The following is a 17,808-nucleotide window of genomic DNA, read 5'->3' on the forward strand; positions in this document are numbered from 1 at the left end:
TTTTGTGAATTATGGTCATCCGTGGTTATTAATAGTTGTACTTTGATTATTAGTCAGATCTGCTTCTGTAATATCTGCTCCAGCAGTATCTTTTCCAGTTACAGATACGGGGCTTTGTGAAGTTACAATATCTAGCTGACTTGGTGCATTTAGCTGAATTAAATTATCGCCAACTGGAGTACTTACTGATTGCTCAAGCTGACGTATATGTTTTATTCTCGCTTCGGAGTATAAATGACGGCAGTTTCCAATTTGTAATAACGAAGCGGAAGAGACACCTGTTATATTTATATGATTAACTTTAATAATTGGTTTTAGATTTTCAAAATGTGTTTCTACATTTTCTGTTATGGGTGGTAGAGGAATAGGTTCTGAATAGATAGGAAAGCTTTCATAGAAGCCTTCTGTCCCATAAAATAAATTCCTTTGTCTTTGAACGGCCAAGGCACGAGATAAAGCCTGATAATAAGTAGCATCACCAATTTCAACAATAGAAGAGAAGGAAACAGCACTAACATTTAATAAATCAACAATAGAAGTTCGTTGAAGCATGACTAAATTTTCGGATGAAGGGGAACAAATGGGCCAATAATTAATGATTCAGCTGGTGTGTCAAAAGTTGCAGCTAATTGAATGGTTTGAGCATCTCCAATAAGACAGATAGAAGAACTTGCTACCCCTATAATTTTTAGCTCACCAACTTGAAGTTCACGATTGTACACTTGAAAGTTCATTCTGGTTCCCTTCCTTTCATGTTATCAGGTATATGACTTAAGAATAGGTGAACACCATTTGCCATCTCTTCTTTTAAAGCCTGAATAATACGCTCGTTTGAAAACTGACCATTATCAGTAGCTCTGTTTTTTGGCGCTTGGTTTAAATAATATTGTATTCTAGTAGGTAGTTGTTTCGTAACATCTTCTTGAATAAAGGTGATATAGGATTCTTCTTCTGGTAAATGTAATTCAATTTGTTTATTACGTATAATGTCGGGAAGCTCTAATTGTATGAATTGATGCATTTGCTCTTCAATATCCATGGATCTGTTCATCATTTGTTTAGGGTCTATAGGTGGATAGAAGGGGGCGTTTGGCTGAATGTTAGGATTGTTAGGATTGATGGATAATTCTTCTATATTACTTAGATCTTCTGGATTAAGTCCGATATTTAATGTTCCTTCTAATGTTTCTATCTTTAGTTGATCAAAGCTGTAATCAATACGATCCACATGAACAGATGGTCTCGATTTTAATGTATCAATTTCAGTGGTTAGAGTATTAACTACCTGTTCTAAATGCTTTATCCGTTTTTCTACTTGCTGTAAATAGTACTTCATTTGTTCACTATATTGATAAAAATCATAAGACATTAGCTTCCCTCCTTCTTTATGAGTGAAAGGAAATATTTACTATTATCTCGGAGCTTGTAAAGGAACAGCGGGCGAGAAAAGAGCTTCTTCATCAGCTACATTTGAACCAGGAGTATCTTGAGCTTTTAATTCAGGTGCTGATTCACTAAAGCCCCCAGAATTGTAAAGGTAGGAGGTAGGCTTAATAATACCAGAACTTCCTATTTGGAAGACCGAAGAATTAGATATCCCTCCAATTCTTATTGTTTGAATGATAATGGATTGTTGAATGAAATAATTCATATTTTAATCACCTTATTTTATGATAAGTTTAAGCATTCATGGCAATCGGTTGATCTACTCCATCATTATCATAAGTATTTGTTGCGCTGCGGTAATTTGTAACCTTTAACCCGTCCCCTGTATTAAAAGAACCTGATCCTGAAAAGGTCTTTGCATTGGAGATAGGCATCATTTTATACACATCACCAATATTAAAAATCGAACTACTCCCGACAGATATCACCTGAGCTACTCCAACAATAGCGGGCATTTTAAAACATCCTTTGTATGATATTTGTTCTATATACTATGAGAATGCGGAGAACTGGTGATACAATTGCCTAGAAAATCTGTAACTCACTAATTAACATATTACGGTTTAAGGTTGGACTATTACTATAAATAAAAACATGGATTATATTAAAATTGGTTTCTTGGGTTATATGATTGCTTTTCTATTAAATTCACATAAGGCTCTTTACTTTGTTCTTTTTACTTGGGAAAATAATATTAGAAAGTTTATAATTTTTGATAAATAGCGAATGGGGGATTATCATGAGACTAATCACAGCAGAATATAAGAACAAAAAATTTGTTGGTATTGTAAAAGGGGATGGTACAGGTGTCCTGCCTTTAAATGATGTGGAAGAAAAAAAATCTGGGCAAAGATCTTTTTCTGATTCACTTATAAAGTGCATAGAACAACAGGATTTTCTAGAGCAAGCGCAATCACTATTGAATTGGGTGAAAGGACAGAATAGAGAGAATGACTTTTATTTACCTCTAGACCAAGTGAAAGTGATGGCACCTATTCCAAGACCGAAAAAGAATATTTTCTGCGTAGGGAAGAACTATGTAGAGCATGCAATAGAAATGGGAAGTAAAGAAGATATACCAGAGCATGTAATGGTATTTACAAAAGCTCCTACGACTGTAATTGGGGATAAAGAAGGTGTCCTACTGCATCAAGAAGTAACCAATCAACTTGATTATGAAGGTGAATTAGCTGTTATCATTGGAAAACAGGGAAAAGGTATAAATAGAGAAGAAGCACTTGATTATGTATTTGGCTATACGATTTTAAATGATATTACAGCAAGAGATTTACAGGCAAGGCATAAGCAATTCTTTATTGGCAAAAGCCTAGATACTAGTGCTCCTATGGGACCATGGATTGTGACAAAAGAAGATATTCCAAATCCAAATAATTTGGAAGTCACAACAAAAGTAAATGGAGAAACTAGACAACAGTCTAATACAAACCATTTTATTTTTCCAGTAGAAGAGGTAATTCATGTTCTTTCCCAAGGAATGACTTTAGAGCCTGGAGATATTATTGCTACAGGAACACCTGCTGGAGTTGGTAAGGGATTTAAGCCACCTAAATTTTTGAAAGCTGGAGATTTAATAGAGATAGAGGTTGAAGGAATTGGTAAACTCTCTAATGAAGTCATAGGATAATAGAGCATTGGCAGTGCTTTTACCTTTCATGATAGAATGGAAAGGAAGGGGGGGAATATTTCATGAGTGCTATTGATGTCCATGTATTAACATGGATTATTGGCTTAATTTTATTTGCATTGTCATTTGGCTTACATAAAGCAGGCAAAGAAAAAATTAGTAAAATCCTACATATGGTATTACGTTTAGTATATATTCTCATAATTGGCTCAGGAATAGGTTTATTAGCAGTAACCGGTATGGATTTTATGCATACCATAAAGATGCTAGTAGGTATTTGGGTGATAGGTATGATGGAAATGGTACTAATTCGTACAAAAAAAGGGGAAAAAACAACGATTCTTTGGATTCTTTTTGTGGTTGCCCTTATTTTAGTATTATTGATCGGCTATAATATTTAAAGGTTTTATAGCTATATTAATGAAAACAACTATCAAAAACTTGTAAAAGACCGTCTCTTTTACAAGTTTTTTACTATTATAATTTAAGTAAAGCATTGTTTAGAAGGGAGACAAATGAAAGAATTTTACATAAGAATACTTATATTGACTTGTATAATAAGTGGCTTACTGTATCAAGCATATGGCACGAACGAAACTAGCTTTATCTATTCTCTCTTTTTTATAACAGGAATTTTAGTCTTTTACTTTTTAATCCCTATTACGAAAAAGAAGTTTATCTATTTTGTATGTATTTTTATTTTGTTACATGTTTTCCTATTTTTAGTAGATTATTCAGTAGCTATATTTATATACTTATTATGCTTTTATTTCCTAACAGAATGGAGCAAATATCTAAGAGAGAGAACCTTATTCTTTATTCTCTTATTCTTAAGTTTGTTAGAAATATTCTTAGGAATTATTTATTTCTCCTACCCTATGTTTGCTTGGATTAGTGTGATTATTCTTATCTCATACATGATTATTAGCTGGAATGAGGTGAGAACTGCATATATGGAATTGAAAGAAATATATGAATCTTTATTAACGGATTATCGTATACATAAAAGACAATCCTTTCATAATGAACAAACAGGTAGATTAGAAGAACGAAATATGATTGCTAGAGAAATGCATGATTCAGTTGGGCATAAATTAACGGCTCTATTAATGCAAACAGAGCAATATTGTTTATCCGAAAAACATGAAAACTATTATACAATAAAGCAGCTAGCAGCAGAATGTTTAGAAGAGACTAGGAAAGCTGTCAGGTTGTTGCAGAGTGATGAGGTTAGTGGAATTGCTTCTGTTATCTCGCTTATAAAAAAGCTAGAAAGTGAAAGTAATATATTGGTGCATTTTACCACTAAACAGGGAGTTCTACAGTTACCTATTAGTAATAAACAAAGTGCTATCCTTTATCGATCTATTCAAGAAGGAATAACAAATGCAATGAAATATAGTAGTTCGAAAGAAGTTTTTATTACCCTTGGCGTTTCAGCTATTGGTTATTTAACATTTGAGATGAGAAATAACTATTCTCACAAGCATCCTATTCATGATGGGTTTGGACTTTCCAATATGTTACAAAGAGTTGCTGAGGTAGGAGGAAAACTAGAAATCTATCAAACAGAAGGGCAATTTATCCTGCAGGGTAACATTCCCGTTGGGAGAGAACAAGATGATTAAAGTTTTAATCGCAGAGGATCAGTCCATTGTTAGAAGTGGTTTAAAGATGATAATCGAGCAAGATCCTAGCATTTCAGTTGTTGCCGAAGCAGAAAACGGAAAGGAAGTCTTACATCTACTAGAGAGTATAGTAGTAGATATTATTCTCATGGATATTCGAATGCCAGTGATGACTGGAATTGAGGCTACAAGAGAAATTCGTAAAAAGCTACCGCATGTGAAAATACTCATTTTAACTACTTTTAACGATGAGGAATATGCATTAGAGGCTTTTAAAGAAGGAGCTAATGGCTTTTTATTAAAAACCACTGACAATGTAACATTAGTAAATAGTATTAAAAGCTGTTTAGCTGGTGGGTTATCGATTCATGATCAGGTTGCTGCCAAGCTTATGCCGAAACTTTTAAAGCAAAGCACATTACATAATCCAATCAAAGAAATACCACTTTCAGAAAGAGAGTTACAAATTGTACAAAGAATAGGGTTAGGAAAAACAAATAAAGAGATTTCTAATGAACTATACCTATCCGTTGGTACGATAAAAAATCATATAACACAAATATTATGTAAGCTAGAAGTTCGGGATCGAACCCAACTAGCCATATATGCAGTGAAAAATGATTTGATTTAACAAATTTTGGCCTTGGATATATTTACCAGTCCTTTTGTTGTTTGATTCTTTTCTGAACGGGAATTAGAACGACAACAACAAATTAAGGAGTGGATGAACATGAGTACAGAAAATAAAGTAGGTAATAAAGTAGAAGATGTATTACAAAATTTAGATAGTGGGAAGAAAGAAGAAATTTTAACAAACTTTGAGGAATTCAAGAGTTTCCTAGGTGATAAAGTATCAAAGGGTGAGAAGCTAGGCTTAAATGAGGAGCAATTAGCTCTTGCTGCTCAAAAAGTAGGGGACTATTTAGCGAAGAAAGAGCAGCCTCGTAATAGGGAGGAGAAGCTTTTGCAGGAGCTATGGAAGGTTGGTACAGAAGAAGAGCAGCATAAGTTAGCTCATTTATTGGTTAAATTAGTAAGTTGATAATACTATGTGTCTAAACATAATGTAAGATATGGCCTCCTATTCGATGGAGGTCATTTTAGTTTGTATAGTAGATAAATTTAATCGTTATACTAGTTTATCTAATAATTGGGAAGTAATTTTGCTTAAAGCCTTGTATGTACTCCAGGGTCTTGGACTGACTCGCTAATCCCAAAGAAACTACTACGCCATCCAATACTGACTAATTTTATAAATTAATTTCATGTAAGAAATGACCTCCAACATGACTGAGGTCATTTTTTTTCTGCCATATTATGACCTTTAGGTATAGGAAAAAGGAAGATTTTTCTTTAAGCTGTATAGAGAAGGGGTGATAAATTTGTTGGAAATTATAAACTTATCAAAAGCCTATAAACAAAACAAAGTCGTAAACGGTATTAATTTATATGTGGAAAAGGGAGAAACAATTGGCTTGCTAGGACCGAATGGAGCGGGAAAATCAACTACGATCTCTTTAATTTCCTCGCTAATTCAACCAGATGGAGGAGATGTACGTTTAAATAATGAAAGTATTTTAAAAACACCACAGAGCCTTCGGAAAATACTGGGAGTGGTTCCTCAAGAAATAGCGCTTTATATGGATTTATCTGCAAAAGAAAACTTAATCTTTTTCGGTAAAATGTATAAAATACCTAAGAATCAATTAGCTAAGAGAGTAGAAGAAGTACTCCATATTATCGGATTAAAAGAAAGAGAAAAAGATTTAGTAAAAACATTCTCTGGAGGGATGAAAAGAAGGTTAAATATTGGAGTTGCTTTGTTACATGAGCCAGAAATTATTATTATGGATGAACCAACAGTGGGGATTGATCCACAGTCACGAAATTATATCTTAGAGACAGTAAAGAGGTTAAATGAAGAAGAGAATATGACGGTTATATACACGAGTCACTATATGGAAGAAGTAGAGTTTCTATGTAAACGAATTTATATCATGGATCATGGTGAAATAATTGCTTCTGGTACAAAAGAGGAAATAAAAAATATCTTATCAGCTGAAACAGCTATAAATATAAAAGTAGATTTAGTGAAAAATGAGTTCACAGAAGATTTGCGTCTTCAGGAAAATGTTCGTAATCTTTCTATTCAGCATTCTACTATTTCCATAATTGTTCCAAGACAAGTAAATATGTTGAAAGAGATATTTCGATTGGCTGAGGTTCATTCCACTAATATTCTATCTGTACAAATAGAAACACCATCCCTTGAAGATGTTTTCTTACACCTTACGGGAAGACAGTTAAGAGATTAAGGGAGGTGAAATCATGTTAAGGCAACTGATAATAAAGGAATTATTAATGCTTTGGAGAAGACCTAGAGAGCTTATCGTTTTATTGTTAATGCCGTTTATCCTCATTACTATATTAGGAAGTGCGCTTGGGGCATTAGATGGTGGAGACGTATCTATCCATCCAAAGCTTGCAGTAGTAGTAAAAGATCAAGAAATGATGGGACAGCAAAAGGCTATAGAGGAAGTAACGAAATCCACTCTTAGTGCAGAGGAAATAGAAGGCAGAATCCAAGTAATTCAATCTGTAAACCCAATTAGTATTTTTCTAGACCAAGTTGTAAAAGATCCAGAATTAGAAAAAATTCTATCTGTAAAAGTATTTGAAAGAGATGTAACAGAAAATGAAGACAAAAAGTATGATGGCGTTCTTGTTATACCATCTGGTTTTTCAGAGGCGTTTTATCATCATTTATTCAATCAAAGTACTACCATCCCATCATGGCATCTAACGGTACAAGAAAAGGGCTCCATAAATGCAAGTGTAATAGAGGATATTCTAGCAAGTTATCAAAAAGAATGGAGCTATATGAAAACAGCACAAGATTTACAAATAGATGATACAATGCTTGCTGATAACCACCATTCTATGAAAATAGAAAGCATAACCAAAAAGAAAGAAATCGGTGCTTTTAGTTATTATGCTATAGGTATGTGTGTCATGTTTATGTTTTATGTTGCTACAACAATAGCTGGTTTAGCTTATCAGCAAAAAGAAGAGGGAATTTACGAAAGGATCATTTTAGCAAATGTATCTCCTGTCTATTTCTTTGCGGCCATTTTTATTGCAGCCTTTTTATTTTCCTTTATACAATTGCATTTACTATTTGGGTTATCTGCTCTCATATATGGTGTCATTTTCTCTCATTTTGTTCCTTATTTCATCATAACCCTATTATTAAATATGATGGCAGCAGCACTTGCTACTTTTGTAACGCTTCTTTCCTTTAGATTTAATTCACGTAATGTTGAAAATATGATATCAAACCTTGTGATACCTGTTTTGGCTTTTATTGGTGGAAGCTTCATTAATTTAAGCTCTTTAGGAGGCGTAATGGAAAAGCTCGGAGAATATTCTCCTGCAGGTGCAGCAATAACCGCTTATTTAAAGGTATACCAGGGATATGAATTAACGGAAATAGGAAGTCAAATTCTAGCAATGCTAGTATTTATTATTCTATTACTATTACTTAGTCTTACTTTGGTAAAGAGAAGAGGTGACGTTTAAGTGCGTGCAATTTTATGGGGAAAGATTAAACACTTTATTCGTAAGCCTGGTGGATTTTTAACTACTACCTTAATCTGTATCATTTTTGCTTATTTAATTGGCATGTCTTCTTTTTCTAAGGTGGAAGTTCCAGTATTTGCTGAAGACACGACCGAGATTGATGCTATTCTAGATGAATTAAACGAAAGTGAAAGCTATACATTTGTTCGTTATCAGGAAGAGGAAGTGAAGAAGCTTTTAGAAGATGGAGATGCAGAGGTTGGTATTTCTCTAGATAATAATCAATATACTATCTATCGAGAGGCGAATACGGCTAGTGTCCTAACCATTCAGAATTATTTAGAGAAATACTATAATTATAAAATGAAAGAGCAACAAATTATTAGTATGGCAGAAAATAAGCCAGATGCGAAAGAAAAGCTAGAGAAGAATTTAGAAAATCCAATTATACCAATTAAGGGTGATAGTAATATCTCAGAAAAAGAGGCTACACATCAACAATCACTTCAAGCCTTGTTTGGCTTTACGCTATTTTTTAGTATTTATACGGTTGCATTTACCGTAATAGAAATACTAAGAGATAAGCAAGCTGGTATATGGGATCGTATTATCCTGTCAGCTACTTCCAAAACAAAAATATATTTAGGACATTTACTATTTAGTTTTGGGATAGGTTATTTCCAAATCATGCTTATTTTTCTTGTTTTTAAATTTGGATTAGGAATCACTTTCCAGGGAAACTTTTATTTAACACTTATCCTAATCATTCCATACTTGTTTTGTATTGTAGCACTAACCATTCTAATTACAGGACTGGTAAAAAACGTGAGTCAGTTCAATGCCTTAATTCCTTTGATTTCAGTGAGTTTTGCTATGCTTGGGGGTGCTTACTGGCCAATAGAAGTGGTCACTTCGAAGGTAATGCTTCTTATTTCGAAAATAATTCCCATCACATACGGAATGGAATTGTTGAAAGTAGGAGTTATTGATAATGGGACTCTCTTGGAGTTATTACAACCAGCAGGAATACTATGCTTAATGGCAACAATTATGCTGGGAATTGGTATTCAATTAATAGAGAAAAGACATATTTAAACTAGAATATTTCGAAAAGAAAGAAAATGGTGTATAATGGAAATAACTAAGAATAAGGGAGTGGAATCCAATTGTTCAAGAAATTGTATAAAGGATACTTAGTTGTTGTAGTTTTACCAATTAATTTTATTCTCTCCATACTATTTGATCCAAGTGGAAACCTTGTAAGAATGACAAATGATACAATAAAAGATTTATAACCAAGAAATGAGCATCTGCTAATTATAGTAGATGCTTTTTTGCTTTTTTATATGCAGTAATCTGCTAAAAATGGGCTGAAAAGACGCTCGCTTTGCTAAAACTATGAAGAAAGCTAATAGTGTATTATTCTTAATAGAGATTCTCTTAGTTTGGAAGTAGGTATTTAAAGAAGAAATGCGCAATAATCTGTAATAGGGAGAGGAGTTCTATACCTTGGAAGAAGAATTATTAAAAGTTTTTGATGAAAATAGGAAGCAATTAACGGTAGCTACACGAAAAGAGGTTCATGAAAAAGGATTGTGGCATGAAACCTTTCATTGTTGGATTGTATCGGATGAAGAACAAAAGCCTGTTATCTATTTGCAAATTAGAAGTCCATTTAAAAAAGATTATCCAAATTTATTTGATATTACCGCTGCTGGCCATCTTTTAGCGAATGAAGACGTAAGAGATGGCGTACGGGAAATGGAAGAAGAAATAGGCATAAATGCGGGTATTAATGACTTAACTTATTTAGGAATTCTACGTTATGAAATGGTGAATGGAGATATATTGGATAGAGAATTTGCACATACTTATTTATATAGAAAAACAATTCAAAAAGAAGAATTTATACTGCAACAAGAAGAAGTAGTTGGCGTTGTTACTGCTACATTAGATGACTTTTATGCATTATGGAAGGGACAGAAAGATTCAATTGAGGTTAGTGGCTTTGTGGTAGATATAAATGGAGCTACTACGGAAATTCATCGTGATGTCACTAAAGTGGATTTTGCACCACATCCATTAAGCTATTATTTAGAGCTATTAGAGCTTTTAAATGAACATATATGATAACAGGAAAGCTCCTGGGCTGAGTGGGAAACCTTACTATCAACATATAGAAGTTACAATGTAGAACAGCTACTGATCAAGTAAGTAGCTGTTTTTTTCATACGGATAAACTGAAAGGATTAACAAGAAATGAAAAAGGATATATATAGGATAGGTAGCAGTAGTACATATGTATCTACTTAAAGTAGTAAGTTTATTAGAAAAGTATTTACACATAATAAAAAGAACTTAACAAAGGATGGTGAACATTTTTTGGATAGTATAGGAGTTTCTATTGTTATTGTCTTAATTTTAATTATTGCAAACGGTATTTTTGCTATGACAGAAATTGCTATTGTTACTTCCAAGAAAAATAGACTGGAGAAATTAAAAGGAGAAGGAAATACGCAAGCAGGCTTCGCACTGAAGCTGGCAGAGGATCCTAATCAATTATTATCCACTATTCAAATAGGAATAACGCTTATCGGAGTCATAACAGGTGCGTTTGGTGGAGCTACTATAGCTAGTCAATTGTCTGTCTATGTAGCAAAGATAGATGTTCTTGCTACTTTTAGCTATCAGCTAAGCTTTGTGATTGTTGTTGGTATTTCGACTTATCTTTCTTTAATTATTGGAGAATTAGTTCCAAAGCGAATTGGGATGGGGAATCCTGAAAAAGTTGCTTGTATGATAGCTAAACCGATGTATTATTTCTCTAAAATTGGAAAACCGCTAATATGGTTTCTTAGTAAGTCAACGGAGGTAGTATTAAAGCTATTAAGAATTAAGCCAGCACAAGAACCAGATGTAACAGAAGAAGAAATTACACAACTTATTGAACAGGGAGTATATAGCGGTGTAGTTCAAGCAATTGAGCAAGATCTAGTAGAGCAAATTTTCTATTTAGGTGATAAGACGTTAGGGGACATTCTTACACCACGAACACAACTAGTTTGGATAGACTTAGAAGATTCCTTTGAAGATAATATACAATTAATGATGAATAGTCCTTATTCTAAGTTTCCAGTAGGAAAAGGAAGCTTAGATGAATTTAAAGGAGTCATTCATACAAAAGATGTACTTTCAAAAATGGTATCAAAGGGCGAATTTAGATTGGAAGAATGTATAGAAAAAACACTAGTATTATTAGAAACATCAAAGGTGTATCAAGCTTTAGAGAGTTTAAAGGCATCTGGAAGACATGAAGCTATTATCATTGATGAATATGGAGGAATAGAAGGGTTAGTCACTTTACATGATATCATGGAAAACATTGTTGGTGATATGCCTGAAAGCAACGAAGAGGCAGAACGTCAGATTACTCAAAGAGAAGAGAATTCATGGTTAGTAGATGGTCTTGTCTCTATCGAAGATTTCATGGAGTACTTTGACCTAGACATGAATATTATCGAGCGAGGAAGTAAAAGAAGATTTCATACAGTTGGTGGACTCATTACAAATCACTTAGGCTATATTCCAAAAGCTAGTGAGTATATGGAATTAGAGCATTTGAAATTAGAAGTAGTAGATATGGATCATTTTAGAGTAGACAAAATTATGGTTACTAGGTTGAAGGAAGAAGAGTAATTTATAAAAAAGTGATGATAATATAAGTATTCCAAGTAATGAAAACCTTGAATGATAAAGCGAATTTTTAATGTCTCTTTCGCTTACATTATTCAGGTTTTTTTTGTTGCATTAAAGGAAAATGTAGCCTACGGTGCTTAGTTTTTTGAAAATAAGTACTGAAAAAAATGTTGACAATAAATTGTAAATTGGTATACTAAGTACAAATGTTGAAATTGATAATCATTATCATCTTTGTTTTTGAAAGGTCTTTTTGCATTATAGTTAATAAAGATAATTTTAATACATATTGCATTAAAACATAACATAGATGTTGCTTTATTAATTCAATAAGCTGTTAAAAAAGATTACATAGGGAGAGTATTAAAAATGGGGAAATTTAAATTAACGATTATCTTAGGAATTTTTGCTTTAATGTTAGCAGCATGCTCCAATTCAAGTAATGGAAGTAGTGAAACGGAAACGGATGCGAAAGAAAAGGAATCTGCTGAAGCAACAACAGTTGAAATAACGGATATTCATGGAACTGTTCCTGTTCCTGTAAACCCTGAGAAGGTTGTTGCTTTAGATAATAGAACATTTGAAACATTATCTGATTGGGGAATAGAATTAGTGGCTGCTCCAAAAGATGTAATGCCTGCGGATTCTGCATATGTTAAAGATGAATCAGTTCAAAATATCGGAAATCACCGTGAGCCAAACCTTGAAATTATTGCAGCTGTAGATCCTGAGCTTGTTATTGTTGGTCAGAGATTTGCTAGTTACTATGAAGAAATAAAAAAATTAGTGCCAAATGCAGCGGTTGTTGATCTTAGCTTTGATGTTTCTGAGGAAACAGACACACCTGGAGAAAACTTTGTAAATGGATTTAAAGATACAACAAATTCTTTAGGACAAATTTTTGATAAAGAAGAAGAAGCGAAACAATTAGTAGCAGATTTTGATAAATCTATTGAAGATGCTAAGTCAGCATATAATGGAACAGATAAAATAATGAGCGTTATTGTTTCTGGTGGAGATATTGGTTTTGCCGCTCCTAATTCTGGTCGTGTTTGGGGACCAATGTACCAAATTTTTGAATGGGCACCAGCATTAGAAGTGGACGAGACTTCTTCCGATCATCAAGGTGATGAAGTTTCTGTTGAAGCCATTGCTCAAAGTAATCCTGATTGGCTGTTTGTACTAGATCGCGATGCTGCAGTATCTGCTGAAGAGGGAGCAGTTCCAGCTAAGGATGTAATGGAGAACTCACCAGCTCTACAAAACACAACTGCTGTATCCAATGGACAGATTGTTTATGCACCTAATGATACTTACACAAATGAATCCATTCAAACATATATCGAGTTATTCGAAAATCTTGCAAGTACTTTAGCTAAATAGTCTAAGGGAGTATATCAAAGTGTTGAAAAAAACAATAGCAAAGAAAGCTGGGGTTGAGAGGAATTCTCAGCCCCAGCTTTATAACCACAATAAAATTATAACAATACCTTTAATAATAACGAGTATAGGTGTTATCATTCTAGGAATTATATCACTGTTTACGGGAGTCTATGATATAAGTGGACAAGAGGATGGAATGGAAATGTTTTTCATCACTCGAGTTCCAAGAACAGTAGCATTAATGCTTACTGGAGCTGCAATGGCTATGGCAGGACTTGTCATGCAATTAATTACACAGAACCGTTTTGTGGAACCAACTACAACGGGAACAATTGAATGGTCAGGTTTAGGACTTTTGCTTGTGTACTTATTGTTTCCTTCTCCATCCTTAGTTCTAAGAATGACTGGTGCCATCATTTTTTCTTTTATAGGAACGATGATTTTCTTTTTGTTTCTAAGAAGAGTTAAACTTCGGTCGTCATTGATTGTCCCGATTATAGGTTTAATGCTTGGTGCAGTTATTTCTGCCGTTTCTACCTTTATTGGACTCACTTTTCAAATGACCCAAAGTATTGAAAGCTGGTTTGTAGGTTCTTTTGCAGCGGTTCAAGTTGGAAGATATGAATATTTGTGGCTAATTGTTATTGTCACTATTCTTATTTTTCTTTTTGCAAATAGATTGACTCTAGCTGGACTTGGAGAAGATGTTGCTACTAGTCTTGGATTAAATTACAATAGAATCGTTCTTTTGGGTACTGCTTTGATCTCTTTTGCAGTTGGAATTGTTGCAGCTGTTATAGGAAACCTACCTTTTCTAGGCTTAATAGTACCAAATATTGTTTCCATGTTTAGAGGAGATGATCTCAGAAGTAATTTGCCTTGGGTATGTTTAATAGGAATGGGTACGATAACTCTTTGTGACATTATTTCTCGAACCATTATTATGCCTTTTGAAGTACCTGTATCATTAATACTTGGAACAATAGGGTCAGTCGTATTTATTACTATATTATTGAGACAGAGAAAACAGGGGAGGCTATGATGAACACATTGGAAGTTAGGAATAAAGAATATGTCGAAATCGAGTCTAGCCTTCATAATGAAAAAAGATCAGCTAGAGCTTTTCGTTCTAAGAAAGAAGAAAAAAGATATTGGATTTTACTTATAACATTTATTGCTTTAGGTCTCCTTTCATCCTATGGACTATTAGTTTATAACAATCCAGTTCCAGTAAATTCACCTTCTTTTATTCCCGTTGTGATGAGAAGAATAGTAGCAGTTGTAGCCATGATCATTGCCGCAGTTTGTCAGAGCTTGTCTACCGTTGCTTTCCAGTCTATTACGAATAATAGAATTATTACTCCTTCCCTATTAGGATTTGAATCATTGTATTCAACCATTCATACTAGTACCATGTTTTTCTTTGGTGCTAGTGCCATGATAAACTTTACTGGAATTGGTCCATTTGTATTCCAAGTTATTATGATGGTCTTAATGAGTTTGATACTTTATGGATGGTTACTTTCTGGGAAGTATGGGAACTTGCAGCTCATGCTTTTGGTTGGAATTATTATTGGAACAGGACTGAATTCGGTGTCCACTTTTATGAGAAGGCTTCTTGCTCCTTCTGAGTTTGATATTTTACAGGCAAAATTGTTTGGCTCGGTCAATAATGCAGATTCAGAGTATTTTCCTATTGTTATACCAATGGTAATAGTTATAGGGTTTTTAATTCTTGCTTACTCTAAAAAATTAAATGCTTTGTCACTTGGAAAGGATGTTTCTACTTCTTTGGGAGTTAAATATCAATCTAGTACTATTTATGTCCTTGTGTTAGTTGCTATTTTAATGTCCATTTCAACAGCTTTGGTTGGACCACTTACTTTTTATGGATTTTTAGTTGCAACTCTGAGTTATCAAGCGGCTCCGACTTATGATCACAGATATGTTTTTCCGATGGCTCTTGCTATTGGGTTTTTGATCATTACGAGTGCATACTTTTTAATGTATCATGTATTTAATGCTCAAGGTGTCGTTTCCGTTATTATTGAACTATTTGGTGGAATCATATTCTTAATCGTCATTTTAAGGAAGAGGGCTTTATGATAAAGATTAATAATGTTAGAAAATTGTATAGTGATAAGGTAAAAATAGGACCACTGAATATTGAAATACCGAAAGCTGGTCTTACTTCTTTAATTGGTCCTAATGGTGCTGGGAAGTCTACGACCCTTTTAATGATTGGTAGGCTTTTGGATATGGATGAAGGTCAAATTCAGGTGGCAAATATGGATGTTTCTCAATCTAAATCAAATGACTTAGCAAAGATATTAACTATATTGCGACAAGAAAATCATTTTGTAACAAGGCTTACGATTAGACAGCTAGTTGGATTCGGACGTTTTCCGTATTCAAAAGGGAGATTAACAAAGGAAGATGAAGCAATTATTTCTAAATATATCGATTTTTTAGACTTGACTGCTCTGGAAAATAGATACTTAGATGAACTTTCTGGTGGTCAAAGGCAAAGAGCATATGTTGCAATGGTTCTGTGCCAAGAGACGGAATATGTCCTTTTGGACGAGCCTTTGAACAATCTAGATGTTGCTCGTTCTGTCCAAATGATGGAGCATTTGAGACAGGCTGCTAATGAATTTGGAAGAACGATTGTAACTGTAATGCATGATATTAATTTTGCTGCTAAATATTCTGATAGAATTTGTGCGATGAAAGATGGACAAATTGCTGCTTTTGGAACAGTAGAAGAGATTATGGATCCTGTAGTTTTGACAGATATTTTTGAAACGAAAATAGAAATTCTGGCTGGTCCTTATGGGCCAATTGCGATTTATTAAATAAAACATGGTTTAAAAGGAAAAGTATCTATTCCTTATCGTCTACATAGGCAGTTGTTTGTGTAATTAAAAAAAGTAAAGAGACTTGCTAGTCATAAAATTTAGCAAGTCTTTTTGATTTTTTATAGAAAAGAACCTTTGGCTTAACCTGATTCCCCAATAAATAAGAGTGGACCTTCTCTAAAGAAAAAATGAAAATGTGGGAATTAACCTTTATTGATCTTTCAGAGATATTTATCAAAGTATGGTATAGCATTTAACATAAAATCATGACATTGTTATTAGTTTACATGCGATAACTATTGCTTTTACATAAAATGATATTGAAGGAAATTTAACGTCTTAGTATCGATTTATGTTAAATTAAATAGATGGAAAAATATAGGGAAATGTAATAACAGGAGATGTTTCAATGATTAGTAACCTTAAAAGTGATAGAATAACCTTACGAGAAATGGAAGAGATGGATTGGATAGATGTGCATCAGTATGCTTCAAAAGAGAAAGTATGTCAATACCAACCATGGGGACCAAACACAGAGGAAGAGTCTAAAGATTTTGTAAAACAAGTAATTGTAGATGCGAAAAAGGAAACAAGAACTCGATTTGTTTTTGCCATAATGGAGAAGAAAACGGAAAGAATGATTGGTTCAGTAGAGTTCCATATTCAAGACATTACAAATAAAACAGGGGAAATTGGATACATAATAAATCCAGAAGCTTGGGGAAATGGATTTGCAACAGAAGCAGCAAGCATTTTACTAGAATTCGGATTTACACAATTTAAACTTCATCGTATTTATGCTACATGTGACCCTAGAAATCTTGCTTCATCAAGGGTGTTAGAAAAAATCGGAATGACTAAAGAAGGTAGGTTGCGCGAAAATATGTTATTAAAAGAAGGCTGGCGTGATTCACTTTTATTTAGCATTTTAGAGCAAGAATGGAATAAATATTGTAATTTTAATTGAACGGAAAGTGCTTTCCTTTATAAATAGGAGAGCACTTTTTCTTATGTAACAAATGGGGTTGTTTCGTTTACAAAATTATAAAGATTGATATTTAGCAAGAAAAGGATATAAAAGAGAAAGTGAAATAGAAAATATAAGTGCGAAAATGAGTGAAAAACCAAAATTGAATTTTAAAAGCTCTAAGCACAACCAGTATACGAGGAAGAATGGCACTACAGATATGGATACAGCTATAAGGCGAGTGATAAACCTTACTTTATGGGATGTTTTTAGGAGCAGGTAATAGGCTTATAGAAAAACAAAAACGAATGATATAAAGTACTCCAGTTAAACTTTCGGTTACATTTACTACACTTATGCATAATAATTACCTCCATAATTTAGTTGGATTATATCGTTATAGATATTCTTAAGTATAAATGGATAGAGAAACTGTAAACAAATCTTCTATATTCTTACAATCTATTTTTCATTATCAAAAACTCACTAATGTCGCATAAATAAGTTTTGAATTTTCTGTTTTTGTTTTTCCCTCAAAAAGAGAAAGAACGAAAACATTAAAACGAAGGTAGTAAACATCCATTTTTTTACTATAACTTTTGACGA

The 17,808-nt window shown here is 33.4% G+C and carries 21 protein-coding genes; 16 read left to right on the plus strand and 5 right to left on the minus strand.

The window, feature by feature from the left end; genetic code table 11:
• Positions 1 to 15: 15 nt before the first annotated feature.
• The 5 genes from F9279_RS20760 to F9279_RS20780 are packed head-to-tail and all read right to left on the minus strand — an operon-like array spanning position 16 to position 1,901.
• Positions 16 to 552 carry a spore germination protein GerPE gene (locus F9279_RS20760; RefSeq protein WP_152116108.1) on the minus strand — a complete coding sequence of 179 codons (537 nt, stop codon included), beginning with the start codon at positions 550 to 552 and terminating at the stop codon, positions 16 to 18.
• Between the two features lie 2 nt (positions 553 to 554).
• Positions 555 to 734, minus strand: a complete 180-nt coding sequence (locus tag F9279_RS20765) for a spore gernimation protein GerPD (protein WP_152116109.1) — start codon at positions 732 to 734, stop codon at positions 555 to 557.
• Entirely contained in the window at positions 731 to 1,369 is a 639-nt protein-coding gene (gerPC, locus tag F9279_RS20770) for a spore germination protein GerPC (protein WP_152116110.1), read from the minus strand. Before gerPC ends, F9279_RS20765 begins: the two co-directional genes overlap by 4 nt.
• 42 nt (positions 1,370 to 1,411) lie before the next feature.
• On the minus strand, positions 1,412 to 1,651 hold the full coding sequence (locus tag F9279_RS20775) for a spore germination protein GerPB (protein ID WP_152116111.1): 240 nt from the start codon (positions 1,649 to 1,651) through the stop codon (positions 1,412 to 1,414).
• A 28-nt stretch (positions 1,652 to 1,679) separates the two neighbouring features.
• Positions 1,680 to 1,901, minus strand: coding sequence for a spore germination protein (locus tag F9279_RS20780; RefSeq protein ID WP_152116112.1), 222 nt, complete (start codon positions 1,899 to 1,901; stop codon positions 1,680 to 1,682).
• 284 nt (positions 1,902 to 2,185) lie between these two features.
• Here F9279_RS20780 and F9279_RS20785 point away from each other — a divergent pair, with 284 nt between their 5' ends.
• From F9279_RS20785 to F9279_RS20855, 16 genes are all read left to right on the plus strand, one after another.
• Complete coding sequence (locus F9279_RS20785) at positions 2,186 to 3,091, plus strand: fumarylacetoacetate hydrolase family protein (protein WP_152116113.1); 906 nt, start codon at positions 2,186 to 2,188, stop codon at positions 3,089 to 3,091.
• Positions 3,092 to 3,153: 62 nt separating this feature from the next.
• Positions 3,154 to 3,492, plus strand: a complete 339-nt coding sequence (locus F9279_RS20790) for a DUF1516 family protein (protein ID WP_152116114.1) — start codon at positions 3,154 to 3,156, stop codon at positions 3,490 to 3,492.
• A 114-nt stretch (positions 3,493 to 3,606) separates the two neighbouring features.
• Positions 3,607 to 4,719: a sensor histidine kinase gene (locus F9279_RS20795; protein WP_152116115.1), complete on the plus strand. Its 1,113-nt coding sequence runs from the start codon at positions 3,607 to 3,609 to the stop codon at positions 4,717 to 4,719.
• Positions 4,712 to 5,350: a response regulator transcription factor gene (locus F9279_RS20800; protein WP_152116116.1), complete on the plus strand. Its 639-nt coding sequence runs from the start codon at positions 4,712 to 4,714 to the stop codon at positions 5,348 to 5,350. The genes F9279_RS20795 and F9279_RS20800 overlap by 8 nt, the downstream gene beginning before the upstream one ends.
• Positions 5,351 to 5,449: 99 nt before the next feature.
• Complete coding sequence (locus F9279_RS20805) at positions 5,450 to 5,761, plus strand: DUF3243 domain-containing protein (RefSeq protein WP_413463233.1); 312 nt, start codon at positions 5,450 to 5,452, stop codon at positions 5,759 to 5,761.
• Positions 5,762 to 6,101: 340 nt separating this feature from the next.
• Positions 6,102 to 7,034 carry an ABC transporter ATP-binding protein gene (locus F9279_RS20810; RefSeq protein WP_152116118.1) on the plus strand — a complete coding sequence of 311 codons (933 nt, stop codon included), beginning with the start codon at positions 6,102 to 6,104 and terminating at the stop codon, positions 7,032 to 7,034.
• Between the two features lie 13 nt (positions 7,035 to 7,047).
• Positions 7,048 to 8,298 carry an ABC transporter permease gene (locus F9279_RS20815; RefSeq protein ID WP_152116119.1) on the plus strand — a complete coding sequence of 417 codons (1,251 nt, stop codon included), beginning with the start codon at positions 7,048 to 7,050 and terminating at the stop codon, positions 8,296 to 8,298.
• On the plus strand, positions 8,299 to 9,393 hold the full coding sequence (locus F9279_RS20820; RefSeq protein WP_152116120.1) for an ABC transporter permease: 1,095 nt from the start codon (positions 8,299 to 8,301) through the stop codon (positions 9,391 to 9,393).
• 71 nt (positions 9,394 to 9,464) lie between these two features.
• Positions 9,465 to 9,593, plus strand: a complete 129-nt coding sequence (locus tag F9279_RS26015) for a hypothetical protein (protein ID WP_264298274.1) — start codon at positions 9,465 to 9,467, stop codon at positions 9,591 to 9,593.
• Between the two features lie 214 nt (positions 9,594 to 9,807).
• Positions 9,808 to 10,428, plus strand: coding sequence for an NUDIX hydrolase (locus F9279_RS20825; RefSeq protein ID WP_152116121.1), 621 nt, complete (start codon positions 9,808 to 9,810; stop codon positions 10,426 to 10,428).
• A 252-nt stretch (positions 10,429 to 10,680) separates the two neighbouring features.
• A complete protein-coding gene (locus F9279_RS20830) occupies positions 10,681 to 11,994 on the plus strand; it encodes a hemolysin family protein (protein WP_152116122.1) in 1,314 nt (437 codons plus the stop codon).
• Positions 11,995 to 12,363: 369 nt separating this feature from the next.
• Positions 12,364 to 13,377 carry a siderophore ABC transporter substrate-binding protein gene (locus F9279_RS20835; protein ID WP_152116123.1) on the plus strand — a complete coding sequence of 338 codons (1,014 nt, stop codon included), beginning with the start codon at positions 12,364 to 12,366 and terminating at the stop codon, positions 13,375 to 13,377.
• Between the two features lie 34 nt (positions 13,378 to 13,411).
• Positions 13,412 to 14,419: an ABC transporter permease gene (locus F9279_RS20840; RefSeq protein WP_226793789.1), complete on the plus strand. Its 1,008-nt coding sequence runs from the start codon at positions 13,412 to 13,414 to the stop codon at positions 14,417 to 14,419.
• Entirely contained in the window at positions 14,419 to 15,483 is a 1,065-nt protein-coding gene (locus tag F9279_RS20845; protein ID WP_152116127.1) for an iron chelate uptake ABC transporter family permease subunit, read from the plus strand. Before F9279_RS20840 ends, F9279_RS20845 begins: the two co-directional genes overlap by 1 nt.
• The gene (locus F9279_RS20850) at positions 15,480 to 16,232 is read left to right on the plus strand and encodes an ABC transporter ATP-binding protein (protein WP_152116125.1); all 753 of its coding nucleotides are present in this window, start codon (positions 15,480 to 15,482) and stop codon (positions 16,230 to 16,232) included. Before F9279_RS20845 ends, F9279_RS20850 begins: the two co-directional genes overlap by 4 nt.
• 412 nt (positions 16,233 to 16,644) lie before the next feature.
• Positions 16,645 to 17,202: a GNAT family N-acetyltransferase gene (locus F9279_RS20855; RefSeq protein ID WP_152116126.1), complete on the plus strand. Its 558-nt coding sequence runs from the start codon at positions 16,645 to 16,647 to the stop codon at positions 17,200 to 17,202.
• Positions 17,203 to 17,808: the final 606 nt, after the last annotated feature.

The sequence above is a fragment of the Bacillus sp. B1-b2 genome (assembly GCF_009183415.1).
Taxonomy (GTDB): Bacteria; Bacillota; Bacilli; order Bacillales; family Cytobacillaceae; genus Niallia.

Excerpts from the sequence above, each read along its gene's own strand:
- F9279_RS20760 (WP_152116108.1), bottom strand. The coding sequence starts at position 552 with ATGCTTCAACGAACTTCTATTGTTGATTTATTAAATGTTAGTGCTGTT.
- F9279_RS20765 (WP_152116109.1), bottom strand. The coding sequence starts at position 734 with ATGAACTTTCAAGTGTACAATCGTGAACTTCAAGTTGGTGAGCTAAAA.
- gerPC (WP_152116110.1), bottom strand. The coding sequence starts at position 1,369 with ATGTCTTATGATTTTTATCAATATAGTGAACAAATGAAGTACTATTTA.
- F9279_RS20775 (WP_152116111.1), bottom strand. The coding sequence starts at position 1,651 with ATGAATTATTTCATTCAACAATCCATTATCATTCAAACAATAAGAATT.
- F9279_RS20780 (WP_152116112.1), bottom strand. The coding sequence starts at position 1,901 with ATGCCCGCTATTGTTGGAGTAGCTCAGGTGATATCTGTCGGGAGTAGT.
- F9279_RS20785 (WP_152116113.1), top strand. The coding sequence starts at position 2,186 with ATGAGACTAATCACAGCAGAATATAAGAACAAAAAATTTGTTGGTATT.
- F9279_RS20790 (WP_152116114.1), top strand. The coding sequence starts at position 3,154 with ATGAGTGCTATTGATGTCCATGTATTAACATGGATTATTGGCTTAATT.
- F9279_RS20795 (WP_152116115.1), top strand. The coding sequence starts at position 3,607 with ATGAAAGAATTTTACATAAGAATACTTATATTGACTTGTATAATAAGT.
- F9279_RS20800 (WP_152116116.1), top strand. The coding sequence starts at position 4,712 with ATGATTAAAGTTTTAATCGCAGAGGATCAGTCCATTGTTAGAAGTGGT.
- F9279_RS20805 (WP_413463233.1), top strand. The coding sequence starts at position 5,450 with ATGAGTACAGAAAATAAAGTAGGTAATAAAGTAGAAGATGTATTACAA.
- F9279_RS20815 (WP_152116119.1), top strand. The coding sequence starts at position 7,048 with ATGTTAAGGCAACTGATAATAAAGGAATTATTAATGCTTTGGAGAAGA.
- F9279_RS20835 (WP_152116123.1), top strand. The coding sequence starts at position 12,364 with ATGGGGAAATTTAAATTAACGATTATCTTAGGAATTTTTGCTTTAATG.
- F9279_RS20845 (WP_152116127.1), top strand. The coding sequence starts at position 14,419 with ATGAACACATTGGAAGTTAGGAATAAAGAATATGTCGAAATCGAGTCT.
- F9279_RS20850 (WP_152116125.1), top strand. The coding sequence starts at position 15,480 with ATGATAAAGATTAATAATGTTAGAAAATTGTATAGTGATAAGGTAAAA.
- F9279_RS20855 (WP_152116126.1), top strand. The coding sequence starts at position 16,645 with ATGATTAGTAACCTTAAAAGTGATAGAATAACCTTACGAGAAATGGAA.